Genomic DNA, 15620 nt, shown 5'->3' on the forward strand with positions numbered 1-15620 from the left:
AGGTCGCCTTCACGTGCACCCGCAACACCATTCCATTGCATTGTGTTATCACCCGTTAAAATTTGACCGCCACAGGTGGTTTTATCACCAACGCGTAAAAAGTAGCCTATTGCCATGAACATCCCTTTATTTAGCTTAAGTTTGATTGTATTGTTAATTAGCAATAAAGGATTGACAAGTTATTTTTAATAATTTTGGCTAATTACAATAAATAAGAGTGGCTGGCGATTTTTTTTATATACTATTAATATCTAAAATAAATAGAGTATTATGGTAACGGCTTATTTAAGGCAGTAATGGAATTAAGTAACTCAATTTTCAAACATCAAGCTACTGAGTGTGTTTTTATGTTTTAATTGGTTTTTTATTATTATTTTAAATTTAGTGGATGTCAATCTGACTAAATCGACATCAGATATATCAGGTTCTATTACTTTAGATGCCATAAAAGCAACTAATGAAAATATATAATTCAATCATAAAAATGAAGAATGAAATTTGTAGAGAATAATAATTTGATTACAGTTTTGGCATTTTTTATTAGTCTTGAAAAGCTAAATCTATAAATATATTTCTGAAATGAAGATGACTAAAATTTTTTTGATAAAAACAGCGTATTTGAAGTGGAATACGCTGTTCATATATTAAGTTGGTGAATGGTTGCGTTTTAAGGTTTTGATTAACTAATTAAATGCAATGATGACTACAGCATTACCAGTGTAATATCCAGGGGTTACCGTTCCAGATGCATGTAATTCAGACGTAAATGTAAATGGATTCGGCGCATTATTTCCAGAAATATTCATATTGGCACCACTCCAACCACTTTGATTGTTAATTAATGGATTTGAATAAAAGTTAGATGTCGAATTTAAATATATATAACTCTCACCTGTCGTTGAACGAGCAAATAGGTTGATATTTGTAGCTTGTGTGCAGGTGATATTGCCAGAAACTGAACTTGTCTTGCCATTTAAGCTTGTGTTACTAATTTCCTTGTGATCAATAAAGGCAGGTAAAGAAATACTGCATGTTTGATTTGTAGGTGGAATTTTACCACAGACACTACCAGGCCATTGGATCGCATTCCTAAGACCCGCAGTTGGTCTATTGTTAACATAGAATAATCCAATACAAGTTGCATTTGGGCTATCAATGACAAACGATGCACGATAAGGAATACCTTTTGCACTACGAAAAGCAGCCGCAACTTGTTCTCGTGTTTGATATTGGTTAATTCGAATGCAGTTACCATAATCTATGCAAGAGCCGCTCAATGACGGTGCACCAGTTGCATACAGAACATCAGGGCCTATCCAGCATTCATTTGGCCCATAACAAGGGTTAGTAACACCGCTTGTTTCACTCCAAGAGAGAATGTCCATCACAACACGAGGCCAAGCCCCAGAGGTCATGCTCACAGGCATTACATATGCGATTGCATTGGCAGGACGAGATGGAAATAGAGACGTTAGCGCGATGATTAATAATAAAATACTTAAACGGCCTGTATTTAATATTCCATGTATTTTTATTTTTTTAGCAGACATAATGGTTTACTCATAATCTAATTTGAACGTGGCGCTCGCAGCCCATGAACCGAGCACAATTGATTTATTTTGCAATGCGATTGGTTCGGCCTTTACATATGCTTGAAATCTTAGGTCATTATTATTTCCGGCATACAACCCTTGGGTATAACTACCACTATTAATTTTGATAGCTGCGCCAGAAATACTTTCAATACCAACCGCCACTCCGGATGCTTGACTTCCGGCATCTAGCGCCAGTAAACCAGGTAAAGCTGAACTTTCTGCGCCAATAAATGTGACTTTTACTTCATGGCCTAATGCTAAATCACAATTAATTAATCGAATGGTAAAAGGTTGGCTATTTGTTTGAGTATTCAGATACAGGTATTTATCAACTATTGTACCGAAATCTAATTCAATAGATTCGTCGCCGGGGTAAACATCACAAGCATCCTCAATCAACGTGCCATCAAATTCCACATTTGCAGAAAAGGCCATGGTGGTACCCAAAAACCATAAGCCAAAGGCAAAGCTCATATTACGTTTAATATTCATAGTGATGACAGCTGCCTCCTATTCAAAAATAATGGTTAACGTGCCTGATGCAGTAAAATTATCCCCGACGAGTTCGCTTCCCGAACGCATAACCGGAACCGCTGAAAGGGATGGCAGAGAAGCTGCATTAATCAAAAAAGCTTCATTCAATGGTTGGGGTTGTCCATTTTTCTGAATTTGAATTCCTAATTTGCCATTATTTAACGGTGCCACCGTTCTTAATGTCGCATTATCAAATCCATTCCCTGCGAGTGTTCCTCCGAATATTAAGCTGATATCCCACGGTTGAGCCATATCGCCAACACAATCTAGTTGAAAGGGAATAGGTTGCTTGAAAGCGGTACCATTGACTTTTCGTACACCAACTTTACCAAATGAAACTTTGATAGGGTCGTCATGGCTTAATTGGCATACAGGGGGAATAATTAACGTGCCATCAAATGCCCAATTCGCCTGTGCTGAAGATATGGACATCACCATTATAAATCCTGCCATCCAATGCTTAATTTGATTGTTATTCCACATAATCATTCTCACTGATACTCAATTTTCAGTGTTGCCAGCGCTGTAAAAAATCCGCCATCAGTATTCGTAAAATTGGCGTCACTATTTTTTACCGGAGCAACTTCTAAGGTTGGCAGCGCTGTATATAACACATTGAAAGGCTGGTTAATAACTTGCTTAGCATTGTTCACATAAAAAGAAAGCCCTAGTTTTGGGTTACTCGTTTTCAATGCGCCATTGCTATTAAATGATGTTCCATCACCGACAAGCGTGAGTTTTATAGTGTTTTTCACTAGATTTGTGCAGCTGAGTCCCATCGGTACAGTGCGCTTGTATTGAACTCCATCGATACGCGGGAGCAATATATCGCCAAAATGTATAGTTTCTTGTTGGTTGTTATTCAAAATGCACTCGGGCGGTGTCACCAATAATCGACCTTTTAGTTGGATACCAAGTGTTGTTGCTTGGCTTTGGCTAAATAGGCTAAGCATCATGCAGACCGAGAGAAGATAACGGAATAATTTCATTGATATCATCCTATTGGTAATCCAATACCATCGTAAGATTGCCAGTAAAATCACCACCTGATGTTAAATTTACCCCTGTAGGTTTAACGGGGACGGCATATAAAGCAGGCGAATTCCCATAATTAAAATTGAGTGTTGCACCATTACTCAATCGAGTCCCATCACGGTAAATAGCGATACCTAAATTGGTAAGATTCGTTGTTACTGATGATTCGCCATTGATTTGCCTATCAGTCCACTTCAGCGTCATCTTTAATGCATTCTTATGTAAGCCATTACATACCAAATTGTAATTGATAGGCGAGCGACCATAGGTGCCATCAATTTTTGCCTGATGTATATCGCCAAAATCGACAGAGGTTGTTGTTGCACCGCCAAGAGTACATTCTGGCTCACCATATACTGTTACACGAATTTGAATATTCGAGGTTAAATCAGCAGCGATAGCTTTGTGAGAAAAACTTAGTAAAATCAGCGCGCCGAAGAAAAACACTCCTGCTAGGACAAGTGTTTTAAAGCATATCGTAAGAAAATAAGCTCCTCTCATCTCCATGCCCCTATTCATAACTTACCTGAAATCTAATTAACGCCTGATAAGCCCCAGCATTTAGTTGAGCAGAGGTACGAACTGGTGTCACATAGTAAGTTAATTGATTTTGTCCAGGTGAAACCAACTGTGGTGTGCTGTATTCACCTAAGTTAATTGGTGAACGCGTAGCATCACTGAATTGCAGACCAATCCCTTGAACACCTGCAACCGCAGCCAAGCGAGCGTCTTGAATATCTATAGGAGCCAAAAAGCGAATCTTCATTGCTGGCATTTGCTGACTCCACAAAAGATTTCCCTGCATAGTGCGGCTGCGACTTTCACCGCTTAGACAATCTTCTAAACGTAGTTCAATCGCAACTGGGTTACCTGTTTGCCCTATATGCTGAAGCTGCCCTGTTCCTACAGTCCCCAAATTAACCGTTTGGTATGCTGATGACATTGCTAAGCGACAAGCACTCTCCGTCAAGGCACCATGAACATATAGCGTGCCATGTGAACCGTCGACATCCCAGTTATCAACTTTATTTAGGGCTGTTCCCGCTGCCACATTGCTGAATAAACTCAGCGCTAAACTTCCTAAGCCCACATAACGGAGCATCCTGCTTGTGTTTGCCATGATATTCTCCTGCTATTTCATCACACATTTCAAATCAGTCTATTTTTTTTCAGGTACCACATGGCAGTTATTTCCCTGACATGTAAACGACAGCGTTGGGCGACCACCATAATCATTGATATAGGTCAGCACAGGTTTATTGCCTAATGCATCTGCACTAACGTTTAGTGCTTTACTGCTCTTTGGTTCCACCATTACAGGCTCAAAACCGGTGACTGTTTGTCCATTTTTACTTGGTACTGCATCGACAAAAGAAACGTAATATGCGGTTGGGTTGTTAATCGTATATTGGTTGCCTTGGCGCGTAAGAGTCACTTTTTCTTGCCATGGGTTATCCATTTGTTCACGTGTTGGAATAATTGATTTCGGCCGATAAAACAATTTGATACGTGTCTGTAATGCCAATTGCAGTGTATTGGGCTTATCACTTTTCGGTGGGATCTCTCGCAAATTAAAGTAATACACTGATTCTCTGTCTTGTGGCAGCGAAGCGGCACTTGGCAGAGCTTGAATTTTTATTTGGCTTTTTGCACCAGGCTCAATACGCTGTACTGGTGGTAACACCGTAAATGGGTCACTTATTTTTTCACCTTTTTCATTCTCCACCCAACCTTGAGCGAGATAAGGTAATTGTTTGTTTTCATTGCTAATATTTAAACTGATCGATTTTTCATCTCCCGTAATAATCGCTCGAGTTCTGTCTAATGCAACCGCCGCTTGAGCAGAAGATAGCGTTGCTGAAGTTAATACAACTCCAACCAATGCAAATGCTGCTCTATGGGCATTTTTTTTATTCATCATTTTATTTTTCATCATGTTATTCATCATATTGTTATCTTCTAGGGTTAAGGAGAACTCACCGTTTTTGCATACCATCATTTTTATTATTTTTGTAACCAACGACTTGATTCCTTTGGAACTGTTTTTTCAACAACGGGCACAACGAGTTCTGATGCCTTCGGTACAGCCTCTAATGCACGGCTGGCTGATTGCGTCTTTATGGTTGCTGACGATGCTGCTTTTGTTCCTGGGTTGTGGCACGGTAATAACCAGTTTGCTTGCAAATATTCATCTTCTGGCAAGGTATCAGGGAGTGTTATTTCACACTGCACTTGGTCATCCCAGCGGACTTGCAAGGTATCTTTTGCGTTTAAACCCGTGAGATAGGCATTTCCATCATCACCCACCATACCGACCTGCTGGCCACGACCGTTTAAGATAATTGCTCCGAAAGGCGGTGTGCTATTGTCCGACAGCCTTAACAACGCCATTGCACTGCTTCCAGCGACAACATCAAATTGACGGTAGCCAATCGCTCCTTCGGTTAAAGTACCTTGCTTTATCGATTGGGAGACTTGCGCTTCATCTGGCAATGCATTCAAATCAACACTAACTTGATTACGGTAATAGCTATTCACATCACTAATAACTGCCTGTCCAAAGCGGTTGGTACGTACAATAGATCCATAACCACGTAATGGGATATTAGGTACACCATCGGTATCAACAAATATGCGAGTACCGCCAATTTGGCTGCTACGATGTAGTACGGCACCTTTTTCCGTTGCAGTGAAGCCACCTTGTAAAGAGAATCCTGCTGACCGATAACGATCTTGTTGGTAAGTTGCATTTGCATTGAGCTGTGCTAAATCTCCTTGATGGGTGTAATAGCCACTCACGAGTGCACCTGAGCGTGCCCACCCCGTACTTAGTTGGTAATTATTTCTTTCATCGATAGTGCTGTAGTAATTCACACGCTGTGAGTTATCATTTTTATCCCAGCTACTGTTGTAACTAACAGAGCTTTTTTCTCCCCAAGGCACTGTGAGCGAGGCATATACGCCATCATCATTACTTTCACGATAACGATTTCGATACGCAGTCAAGTTGAGGCTAAGGTTTTTCCATTTACCAATATCAAAATAACGCGCTAATGAAATGCTGTAGCGGTCATTATCGGGCTGATCCCAATAGGTTTGGTGGTAATAGTTGATAAATGCGCTGAGCCCTAACTCTGAAAATTGCTGGTTATAAGAAATGGTATACATTTCTTTGCTATTGTATTGACGAGCACCCGTTTCCTGAGCATCCAAATACTCAGACATACTCATAAAGCCTTGTTCTGAGAATCGATATCCCGCAAATGTCACTTGGCTGTTATAAGTATCAAAACGTTTTGAGTAACTTAAGCGGTATGAACTACCGCGATACGTTTTATTTCCCACATCACTTAAATTAGCTAAATGCGCTCGAGCATGGGTGATATCGAATGATAATGCGCCAAATACCATTAAGTCGCGACCAACCCCAATAGCCGCTGATGCATAGTTTTTCGCGCCAATTCCACCACCATAGAGTGACCAGCCGTTGTTAACTCCCCAAGAGAACTCACCGCTTGAAAACGTATCGCCGCTCACATGGTGACGCCAATTTGTTGGGCGTCCAGCGGCTAATTTGTAGCGCAGTTGTCCTGGTCGTGTTAAATACGGAACACTTGCAGTATTTACCGTAAAGCGCTGTGTTGAGCCATCTTGTTCTTTAACTTCAACATCGATTTGCCCAGCTAATGCATCGTTCAGGTCTTGGATACGAAATGGACCCGCAGCAACTTGAGTTTGATAAATAATTCGTCCTTGTTGGCTTACGATGACGGTTGCATTGCTTTTTGCTACCCCAGTAATTTCTGGAGCATACCCACGTAGATTAGGCGGTAGCATATTGGTGTCCGTAACCAAGCTAAGCCCTGTAAATCTGAAGCTATCAAAAATATCAGAGGTTAGATAATCTTCACCTAAGGTGAGTTTTGCACCTAATGATTTGATGGCTCGGTAGACATAATAGCGAGTCCAATCTAAGGACGTAGTCGTGCTTTGTCCTTGTTGCTTATCAATACGCATTTGCCAGTCTGCACGAGCACGCCAAGCTCCCAAGTTAACACCAGCAACACCATTACCGCTGGTACTGTAGTTGGTTTGTTGTCCTGAACGAGTTTGTTGTCCGACTTGGGCATTGAGGTTGTAATCAAATAGTGCGCCAGGTAACCCTTCTTCCCAGCGAGCTGGAGGATCCCAATTCTCAGCGGTGTATTCGAGGTAGGCTTGCGGCAGACTGATATACATAGCCGAAGTCGCAAGATCGGCTTTAACCTCAGTTCCTGGTAAGCTTTCAAGAGATAAACACTGTCCATCATGCCACCACTTTAATGTTGACATCAGTTCAGGCTTGATACCGAACTTTTCAACTAAAGTGGGACTCAGGCAAGGGAGGCTCTCATCCGATTCATCTTTAGGTGCATAATAAAAGACAGTTTCTTCCGGCATGCTTTGTTTGTTTAAGAAAAGCGTAAAACTGTATTCACCAGGCATGAGGTAACCTGGGCGCGAAAATTGGCTTAAATCAATATTGCTACGATCATTGACGTCTAGCATATCCATATTAAATTTAATATCGGATGCGTGACCACCAAAGCTAATAGCCAATGCGACTAAAAGCCCTAATCTGCAAGGCCGAGTTATCCGTAACACAGGCGTGTGAATGAAATTCAGGGTCATCATCTCGACCTTCTTTTGCGTTCTTTTATCCGTAATGTCATTTCGCTCATGAAGCTCACCTGTTAAAGGCGATCTTCATTCATGAGAGGAACCGACTATTCATAATCCAGTTTGAAACGTAGTTGACTGTGGTATTGACCTGATGCTAATGGGCGATTATTTGCCACCAATCGCAGCCGATAGGTGAGATCTTTTGCTCCGGCCGTAAGTGAATTTACGGACATTCCTTGGCCTGGTATGGCAATTTCGCCATCCCCCTCACGTTGAATTTGTAATCCAACACCTTGAGCTTGTCCGCTAACACCAAATAATCCCCTATCATGGGAGCCATCAAATGTTATACGAAAGTATTGCCAATTCGGCTTATCAGGATTTTGGCGTTCAAGAACACAATTCACTAATCGGATAACAAAAGGTCGAGCTGGTCCTTGCCCATCACGGCGAATTTGAGTCAGTGCAATACTTCCCATATCAATAGTTTGATCACGGCTGCCGACATCAATAGCACATGCTGTTTCAATAATGCTTCCATTCATATTCACTGAGCCTTGAGCCTTTGCAGTCGATGCCGCGGTTAACAGGCTTAAACTTAAGATCAATGAAAACATTCCAAAGGTTATCGAATTATTCATTGCTTCCTCTCTTACACTCAATTCAGTCGAAATGAGCCAACAAATAAATTTTGTTGGCTCAGGATGAATTACTCGTAAGACAGAGTGAAATCCGCTACTGAGCTAAAGTCACCAGCAGTGATCGTGCTGATATCGCCGCCATTACCTTTTAAGTAAGCTGCGAAATTCAGGGTGTTATCACCATTTTGAATTTGTTGGAATGGTGCAGCTGTTCCTAAAGTCACCACATTACCGCTACCATTAGTGATCTGAACACCAGCACCAGCACCAGTACCAACAATACCTAATGTTTTATTTGTATTATCGAAAGATGCAGCTGCACCACTAAAGGTTAATTGAACGCCTTTAGTCAGTTTAGTGATATCACAGTTTTCTAAAGTGATTTCAAACGTACGTGGAGTTGATTTACCACCATCAACTAATGCCATGTTAGAAATTTGGCCTAATTCAACAGTTTGGTCGATTGAGCTAGGAGAGATTGAGCATGGAGCATCGATAATAGCGCCTTTAAACGTTACTTTACCGTGGCCTTGATCAGCAGCATTTGCTGCAGAAGCTAATCCTAGAGCCATAAAAGTTGCCATTGCAATAGATTTCATTTTCATGAATATAAAGTCCTATGTTTTTGTTAAGTTAAATAAAGTATGAGTGTCAGTTTTCATTGCTCATTGCAGACACTCTATTTGCAATGAACTGGAAAAAGCAAAGCCCGAGGACTTGATTCAAAAAATCAAATCCTAAAAAATAAAATTGAGTTATTAATTAAAAATTAAAATCAAAAAATATATTTAGTCGTCTGTTAAAAAAACTTGAATTGGCACCTTAAATAACTCTGAAAACTGAGCTAGAAAATCAATATTTATATGGTTTGCGCCTGATTCATAACGAGAAATTTGTTGCTGGCTTACGCCAATATATTGCCCTAACTCCTCGGCGGTTAATTTCATTTCCTTTCTGTATTTTTTTACTTTCCTTCCGACAATAATATTAAATTTTTGTGTTTTTGTGATTATTAACATAATGTCAATCCTATTTCAGACATTGACTAGATAGGGAAAATAATCCTTCAGATTTAAAATAACACTCCATATTATGGATATAATTTATTGAGCTATTTTGAAATCCAACGCCATCTAATAAATAATTGATATCGACATCAAGCGAGCTAGCAATTTGCTGAATTTGTTCTAAATGCAGCCGAATAACTCCACGCTCAATACGTGACACATGTTGTTGTGAGCATAAAAGTAAATCAGCTAGATCAGAACCACTTAAGCCTTTTGCTCTACGGGCTCTAAGTATATTGCTCCCAACAATTTCCTTAGGAGATAAGTTAGATGGCATAAAATTCTCTCCGTGAAATAAATAGGTTATCTATTAACGGTTGTTTAACTATTGTCAAAATGCACCAAATTGACAATAGTAATGCTTTACTAGAGTAATATTTTCAATACTGATTATTATTTTGTATTTAATTTTTTATTTTATGAATTATTGGTTGAATAATTCATAAAAATCATTTCAAAATATTACGGCGTGTAAGCTTGGAGTGTTACGAAGAGTTTGAATAGATGAAAAAATTAATGAATTCAATGATTTTTCATAATGAGGTGTACTTGCTTTTAGTAATATATACATAGCGTTATTTACACGCTACGTATTTGACGAGTATTTTCATTTAACTTAAGATGCACCTAATTCATTACGTTTGTCAATTTGGTGCATTTTGACAACTCTTTTAGTCGGTTTTTGTTCACCATACCCCTCGGAATCTTGCTGGATTACTCGCCGTATATCGCACAGTGTGTTGTATATTGGTATGTCCTAAATAATCCTGAATTAAACGCGTATCTGCACCTTTATCCGCTAATGCATAACCGCATGCATGCCTTAACATATGAGGATGAATACCTAAAGTCAGCTTAGCTAACTCGCCGAGTCGTGAAAACAGTTGGTAAAAGCGCTGACGAGTCATGGCTGTTCCTCTTTCTGATAAAAATAGCCACTGACTTTCTTCTCCTTTCCATGTACGTCTTACATTTAACCAAGCTTTAATAAGTGGGATTTCTTCATCAATGAGTGGATGATTCACTGAAAAGCCATTCTTTAAACGATGTACATATAGCTCTTTACTTTCTAAGTTAAGATCAGATAGTTTTAGCGATAGGGCTTCGCTTGCTCTCAAGCCATGTATAAAGCTCATATAAATTAAGCAAGAATTACGTTCGGGGTGTCGAGACAAACGGCAAGCAGCTAAAAGTCGAGATATTTCTTGGGGAGTTAAATACTTACGAGTGGACATGAGCGTTTCCCATTTTAGTCAGAAAAAGCCAATCATATCTAAATTACACAACCTAACACATTAGTTTTTAGATAAATATAATGACTTTATTCTATGGTTAGAATAAAAGTTCATTTATTGTCTACTAACTCAACAATCAAAGCCTAATTAACTAAAATTTTGTCTCTGTAAAATGATTTTTTAGCCTGCCTTTAAATGTGAGGGGAAATAGACTATTTGCTTGCTAAACTCGCATAGGTGATGCCCATAAAATTAACAAATCCAGTCGTTGAACCAACACTAGTGTACTGATTAGAATTAATAAATTATTTTTAACCATTTTTTGACGGTTACAAAAATAAGGGGGGCTAGAAATTATTTTTATATAATATTAATATCTAAAATAAATAGAGTATTATGATGATTTATTTAAAAAGGTAATTGAATTAACGTTCCGATTTTTTTAAATTCTAACATGCGGAGTATAAATTTTAATTTACAATTTTTTCTTTTTTTGCCCTTCTAAGTTAGCTAGATTAAATAGCTTAAGACCATTCTCTCAATAAAAAACTATATTAGAAAAACAACTCTTGGTAGTTATTTTAATTTTAAGGCACAGGAATAATATATCGAATAAATTGGCTATATTGGAATAATGTGATTGTTTATCTAGTGATAAACTCTGATTTGTAATGCACTAAATTTAAAAAATTCAGTTTATATTTAACGTTTTGAAAAACAACAAATTAATGTTAATTTTTAATTCAAGTTTATCTTTCTTACTTTTGTCGTACATTATTGATCACGCACAATACCCATCTATATGCCCGCTATAAAATAACGATTGAAATCAGAGAAGTGAAAATACCAAAAATAAATTTCAAAAATTATTTTATAACTTTAAGAAGCAATGTTAAGTGAGGCAGATATGGATAAAGCATTATCTGATGGGTTACTCCAATCGGAGATCAGCCGTCGAAAACTAATGCAAACCAGTACTGTGGGCGGGCTTGCGCTTGCTAGCGGTGCATTAAGTTTACCTTTTAGCAATGTCGCCAATGCCACTGTAGCGGCGCCAACCCCCGAAGAAAAAATTGTCTGGAGCGCGTGTACCGTTAACTGCGGAAGCCGTTGCCCGCTGCGTATGCATGTGGTGGATGGCGAAATCAAATACGTTGAAACCGATAATACGGGGGATGACGTGTATGGTGATAAGCACCAAGTCAAAGCCTGCTTGCGTGGTCGTTCCATGCGCCGTCGCGTGTACAACCCTGACCGTTTGAAATACCCAATGCTGCGTGTTGGTGCGCGTGGTGAAGGGAAATTTAAGCAAATCAGCTGGGAAGAAGCTTACGACCTCATTAGCGGTAACCTTAAACGTATTATTAAAGATTACGGCAATGAAGCGGTCTATTTAAATTATGGGACAGGGACATTGGGCGGTACAGTTGCGCGTTCATGGCCGCCTGCGAACTCGCCAATTGCACGTTTAATGAACTGCACCGGTGGTTATTTAAACCATTATGGTACATACAGCACAGCACAAATTAGCTGCGCAATGCCGTATACCTACGGCAGTGGCGCGGGTAACAGCGTTTCTGATATCGAAAATTCTAAATTGGTAGTCTTGTTCGGAAATAACCCTGCGGAGACTCGAATGAGCGGCGGGGGGATCACTTTCCAATTAGAGCAAGCGCGTGAGCGTTCCAATGCACGAATGATTGTTATCGACCCTCGTTATACTGACACCGCCGCGGGGCGCGAGGATGAGTGGATCCCAATTCGTCCGGGGACTGATGCCGCATTAGTGGCGGGGCTTGCCCATGTGTTGATCACGGAGGATTTGGTTGATCAACCGTTCTTAGACAAATATTGCGTTGGATATGACGAAAAAACGCTCCCTGCGAATGCACCAAAAAATAGCCATTACAAAGCCTATATTTTAGGGCAAGGGGATGATGGCATTGAAAAAACGCCTCAATGGGCAGCAAAAATTACCGGTATTCCAGCTGATAAAATTATCAAACTCGCGCGAGAAATCGGTAGTGCGAAGCCAGCTTATATTAGCCAAGGCTGGGGGCCACAGCGCCATTCAAACGGCGAGCAAACTGCTCGTGCGATTGCCATGTTACCGATTTTAACAGGAAACGTGGGGATTAGCGGAGGTAACACAGGAGCGCGTGAAGGAAATTACGATATTCCCTTTGAGCGTATGCCAACCCTTGAGAACCCAGTAAAAACCAGCATTTCCGTATTCTTATGGACTGATGCCATTGAACGCGGCCCTGAAATGACAGCAACCCACGATGGTGTTCGTGGTAAAGACAAACTGGATGTGCCAATTAAGTTTATTTGGAACTACGCCAGTAACAGCTTGATTAACCAGCACTCTGATATCAATAAGACCCATGACATTCTTCAGGACGATAAAAAATGCGAAATGATTGTGGTGATTGATAACCACATGACTGCATCGGCAAAATATGCGGATATTCTTCTGCCAGATTGCACTGCATCGGAACAAATGGATTTTTGCCTTGATGGTGCTGCCAGTAACATGGGTTATGTGATTTTTGCCAGCCAAGCCATTGAACCACGTTTTGAAAGCAAAACCGTGTATGAGATGTGTACGCAAATCGCCCGCCGTATGGGGGTTGAAGATAAGTTTACTGAAGGGCGTACACAAGAAGAATGGTTACGTCATCTATATGAAATTTCAAGAGAAAAATTACCTGAGCTGCCTGATTTTGAAACTTTCCAGCAGCAAGGGATTTACAAAAAAATGAACCCGCAAGGGCACGTCGTGGCACACAAAGCGTTCCGCGAAGACCCAATAGCGAACCCATTAAATACCCCGTCCGGTAAAATTGAGATTTACTCTGACCGCTTAGCGGATATCGCCAAAACGTGGACCCTTGAAGAAGGTGACTTGATTTCGGCAATCCCGATGTATTCCCCGGGCTTTGAAAGCCATGAGGACAAACTGACCGAGCAATACCCACTGCAATTGAGTGGCTTCCATTATAAATCCCGCGTTCACTCTACATATGGCAATGTCGACGTGATCAAAGCTGCTTGTTTGCAAGAAATGTGGATCAACCCGATTGATGCTGCGCGTCGCAATATCAAAAATGGCGATATGGTGCGTATTTTCAATGACCGTGGTGAAGTGCACATCAATGCCAAAGTGACGCCGCGGATCATTCCAGGTGTTGTCGCAATGGGGGAAGGGGCGTGGTATGCGCCAGATGAAAACAAGATAGACCATGGGGGAAGCCTTAACGTTCTGACCACGCAGCGCCCGTCGCCGCTGGCAAAAGGTAACCCGCAGCACAGTAATCTTGTTGAAGTAGCTCGGGTATAGGGAGGGGATAAATCATGACAACACAATATGGTTTTTATATTGATTCAGCCCGTTGTACGGGGTGTAAAACGTGCGAATTAGCGTGCAAAGACTACAAAAATTTATCTCCTGAAGTGAATTTTAGGCGTATTTACGAGTACACGGGCGGTGACTGGCAAGAAGATAACGGCGTCTGGCACCAAAATGTGTTCAGTTATTATCTGTCAATTTCGTGCAACCACTGTGAAGACCCTGCGTGCGTCAAAGTGTGCCCAAGTGGCGCAATGCATAAGCGCGAAGACGGCTTTGTGGTGGTGGATGAAAGTGTTTGCATCGGTTGCCGTTACTGCCACATGGCATGCCCATATGGTGCGCCGCAGTTTAATGCCGAAAAAGGGCACATGACAAAATGTGATGGCTGTTATGAGCGTGTCGCGGAAGGAAAAAAACCGATTTGTGCCGAATCTTGCCCGCTGCGTGCGTTGGATTTTGGCCCAATCGAAGAGCTGCGTAAAACCTATGGCACATTGGCAGAAATCGCGCCATTGCCAGAAGCGCATTACACCAAACCGAATATTGTCATTAAGCCGAATGCTAATAGCCGCCCAGTGAACGATACCACGGGCCACTTAGCTAACCCAAGGGAGGTATAAGATGGGCAACGGATTACACGAATGGCCGCTGATCCTGTTTACGGTATTAGGACAAAGTATTGCGGGTGCACTGATTGTCACAGGACTTGCGTGGTTATCGACAGATGATAAAACACAAAAGCAACGTATTGTGAATGCGATGCTGGCTTTGTGGGTGCTGATGGGCTTAGGATTCTTGGCTTCCATGATGCATATGGGCTCGCCGCTACGTGCGTTCAACTCAATGAACCGTGTTTTTTCATCGTCACTCAGTAATGAAGTGCTATTTGGCTCCCTCTTTTTTGCATTAGGGGGCTTATGGTGGCTGCTGGCGGCGCTGAAAAAAATGCCTGAAGGGCTCGGCAAAATTTGGTTGCTGGTTACGATGGCGATGGGGCTGCTATTTGTCTGGGCAATGACTCGTGTTTATATGATAAGCACCGTACCGACATGGAACACGCCACACACTACGATTGGCTTCTTTATGACGGCCTTTGTGGTGGGGCCGATACTCGGCACGCTGTTATTACGTATTGCCAAGTTCCCGTGTCACAGTGGGCGACTCGCACTGATTAGCATCGTGGCGTATGTGGTTACGATTGCGTCTGTGTTGGTACAAAGTGGTGAAATTGCGCTGATAGCAACATCAGTACAAAGCGCGAGTGCGTTAGTTCCCGATTTTGGTACGCTGCAAATGGTTCGTTTAGTAGCAACAAGCCTTGGTTTGATGTTATGGATTATACCGCTAATGAAGCAAAACCAGCCATCCGTTATCAGTTTGTTCATCGGCACATTATTGGTGTTGTTCGGTGAATTAATTGGACGCGGGCTGTTCTATGGTCTACATATGACAGTAGGAATGGCAGTCGCCTAATCAGTAAAACATCTCAACGTAGG

The 15620-nt window shown here is 41.1% G+C and carries 17 protein-coding genes; 3 read left to right on the forward strand and 14 right to left on the reverse strand.

Annotation, left to right across the window (positions count from 1 at the left end; genetic code table 11):
* From AC4IFT_RS07005 to AC4IFT_RS07070, 14 genes are all read right to left on the reverse strand, one after another.
* Positions 1 to 116, reverse strand: a 116-nt coding sequence (locus AC4IFT_RS07005; RefSeq protein WP_490751057.1) for a PAAR domain-containing protein, incomplete at its 3' end; no start/stop codon positions are given.
* 567 nt (positions 117 to 683) lie between these two features.
* Positions 684 to 1550 carry an MrpH family fimbial adhesin gene (locus AC4IFT_RS07010; protein WP_490734157.1) on the reverse strand — a complete coding sequence of 289 codons (867 nt, stop codon included), beginning with the start codon at positions 1548 to 1550 and terminating at the stop codon, positions 684 to 686.
* A 6-nt stretch (positions 1551 to 1556) separates the two neighbouring features.
* Positions 1557 to 2087 carry a fimbrial protein gene (locus AC4IFT_RS07015; protein ID WP_490734159.1) on the reverse strand — a complete coding sequence of 177 codons (531 nt, stop codon included), beginning with the start codon at positions 2085 to 2087 and terminating at the stop codon, positions 1557 to 1559.
* Positions 2088 to 2105: 18 nt separating this feature from the next.
* Positions 2106 to 2618 carry a fimbrial protein gene (locus tag AC4IFT_RS07020; protein ID WP_490734161.1) on the reverse strand — a complete coding sequence of 171 codons (513 nt, stop codon included), beginning with the start codon at positions 2616 to 2618 and terminating at the stop codon, positions 2106 to 2108.
* 2 nt (positions 2619 to 2620) lie between these two features.
* Positions 2621 to 3118 carry a fimbrial protein gene (locus AC4IFT_RS07025; RefSeq protein ID WP_434721022.1) on the reverse strand — a complete coding sequence of 166 codons (498 nt, stop codon included), beginning with the start codon at positions 3116 to 3118 and terminating at the stop codon, positions 2621 to 2623.
* A 10-nt stretch (positions 3119 to 3128) separates the two neighbouring features.
* Complete coding sequence (locus AC4IFT_RS07030; protein ID WP_490734164.1) at positions 3129 to 3665, reverse strand: fimbrial protein; 537 nt, start codon at positions 3663 to 3665, stop codon at positions 3129 to 3131.
* A 10-nt stretch (positions 3666 to 3675) separates the two neighbouring features.
* Entirely contained in the window at positions 3676 to 4284 is a 609-nt protein-coding gene (locus tag AC4IFT_RS07035) for a fimbrial protein (RefSeq protein ID WP_154627303.1), read from the reverse strand.
* Positions 4285 to 4323: 39 nt separating this feature from the next.
* Entirely contained in the window at positions 4324 to 5112 is a 789-nt protein-coding gene (locus tag AC4IFT_RS07040) for a fimbria/pilus periplasmic chaperone (protein ID WP_068439047.1), read from the reverse strand.
* A 56-nt stretch (positions 5113 to 5168) separates the two neighbouring features.
* Positions 5169 to 7838, reverse strand: coding sequence for an outer membrane usher protein (locus AC4IFT_RS07045; protein WP_490750961.1), 2670 nt, complete (start codon positions 7836 to 7838; stop codon positions 5169 to 5171).
* 92 nt (positions 7839 to 7930) lie between these two features.
* On the reverse strand, positions 7931 to 8467 hold the full coding sequence (locus AC4IFT_RS07050; protein WP_490734172.1) for a fimbrial protein: 537 nt from the start codon (positions 8465 to 8467) through the stop codon (positions 7931 to 7933).
* Positions 8468 to 8535: 68 nt separating this feature from the next.
* Positions 8536 to 9072, reverse strand: coding sequence for a fimbrial protein (locus tag AC4IFT_RS07055; protein ID WP_490734174.1), 537 nt, complete (start codon positions 9070 to 9072; stop codon positions 8536 to 8538).
* Between the two features lie 183 nt (positions 9073 to 9255).
* Complete coding sequence (locus tag AC4IFT_RS07060) at positions 9256 to 9486, reverse strand: helix-turn-helix domain-containing protein (protein ID WP_490734175.1); 231 nt, start codon at positions 9484 to 9486, stop codon at positions 9256 to 9258.
* 10 nt (positions 9487 to 9496) lie between these two features.
* Entirely contained in the window at positions 9497 to 9811 is a 315-nt protein-coding gene (locus AC4IFT_RS07065) for a helix-turn-helix domain-containing protein (RefSeq protein WP_206083310.1), read from the reverse strand.
* 409 nt (positions 9812 to 10220) lie between these two features.
* A complete protein-coding gene (locus AC4IFT_RS07070; RefSeq protein ID WP_154627310.1) occupies positions 10221 to 10769 on the reverse strand; it encodes a tyrosine-type DNA invertase in 549 nt (182 codons plus the stop codon).
* A gap of 907 nt (positions 10770 to 11676) precedes the next feature.
* On the opposite strand from AC4IFT_RS07070, the gene AC4IFT_RS07075 reads away from it, so the two are divergent.
* From AC4IFT_RS07075 to AC4IFT_RS07085, 3 genes are read left to right on the forward strand one after another with little or no spacing between them, the layout of a single operon-like run.
* Complete coding sequence (locus AC4IFT_RS07075; protein WP_490734178.1) at positions 11677 to 14112, forward strand: DMSO/selenate family reductase complex A subunit; 2436 nt, start codon at positions 11677 to 11679, stop codon at positions 14110 to 14112.
* Between the two features lie 14 nt (positions 14113 to 14126).
* Entirely contained in the window at positions 14127 to 14744 is a 618-nt protein-coding gene (locus tag AC4IFT_RS07080) for a DMSO/selenate family reductase complex B subunit (RefSeq protein ID WP_206083314.1), read from the forward strand.
* 1 nt (position 14745) lies between these two features.
* Complete coding sequence (locus AC4IFT_RS07085; RefSeq protein ID WP_490734180.1) at positions 14746 to 15597, forward strand: DmsC/YnfH family molybdoenzyme membrane anchor subunit; 852 nt, start codon at positions 14746 to 14748, stop codon at positions 15595 to 15597.
* Positions 15598 to 15620 lie beyond the last annotated feature (23 nt).

The organism is Providencia sp. UF-183 (assembly GCF_058246155.1).

Coding starts and splice junctions, on each gene's coding strand:
- AC4IFT_RS07025 (WP_434721022.1), bottom strand. CDS start 3,118: ATGAAATTATTCCGTTATCTTCTCTCGGTCTGCATGATGCTTAGCCTA.
- AC4IFT_RS07055 (WP_490734174.1), bottom strand. CDS start 9,072: ATGAAAATGAAATCTATTGCAATGGCAACTTTTATGGCTCTAGGATTA.
- AC4IFT_RS07015 (WP_490734159.1), bottom strand. CDS start 2,087: ATGAATATTAAACGTAATATGAGCTTTGCCTTTGGCTTATGGTTTTTG.
- AC4IFT_RS07040 (WP_068439047.1), bottom strand. CDS start 5,112: ATGATGAATAACATGATGAAAAATAAAATGATGAATAAAAAAAATGCC.
- AC4IFT_RS07010 (WP_490734157.1), bottom strand. CDS start 1,550: ATGTCTGCTAAAAAAATAAAAATACATGGAATATTAAATACAGGCCGT.
- AC4IFT_RS07050 (WP_490734172.1), bottom strand. CDS start 8,467: ATGAATAATTCGATAACCTTTGGAATGTTTTCATTGATCTTAAGTTTA.
- AC4IFT_RS07020 (WP_490734161.1), bottom strand. CDS start 2,618: ATGATTATGTGGAATAACAATCAAATTAAGCATTGGATGGCAGGATTT.
- AC4IFT_RS07070 (WP_154627310.1), bottom strand. CDS start 10,769: ATGTCCACTCGTAAGTATTTAACTCCCCAAGAAATATCTCGACTTTTA.
- AC4IFT_RS07030 (WP_490734164.1), bottom strand. CDS start 3,665: ATGAGAGGAGCTTATTTTCTTACGATATGCTTTAAAACACTTGTCCTA.
- AC4IFT_RS07045 (WP_490750961.1), bottom strand. CDS start 7,838: ATGATGACCCTGAATTTCATTCACACGCCTGTGTTACGGATAACTCGG.
- AC4IFT_RS07085 (WP_490734180.1), top strand. CDS start 14,746: ATGGGCAACGGATTACACGAATGGCCGCTGATCCTGTTTACGGTATTA.
- AC4IFT_RS07060 (WP_490734175.1), bottom strand. CDS start 9,486: ATGTTAATAATCACAAAAACACAAAAATTTAATATTATTGTCGGAAGG.
- AC4IFT_RS07035 (WP_154627303.1), bottom strand. CDS start 4,284: ATGGCAAACACAAGCAGGATGCTCCGTTATGTGGGCTTAGGAAGTTTA.
- AC4IFT_RS07065 (WP_206083310.1), bottom strand. CDS start 9,811: ATGCCATCTAACTTATCTCCTAAGGAAATTGTTGGGAGCAATATACTT.
- AC4IFT_RS07080 (WP_206083314.1), top strand. CDS start 14,127: ATGACAACACAATATGGTTTTTATATTGATTCAGCCCGTTGTACGGGG.
- AC4IFT_RS07075 (WP_490734178.1), top strand. CDS start 11,677: ATGGATAAAGCATTATCTGATGGGTTACTCCAATCGGAGATCAGCCGT.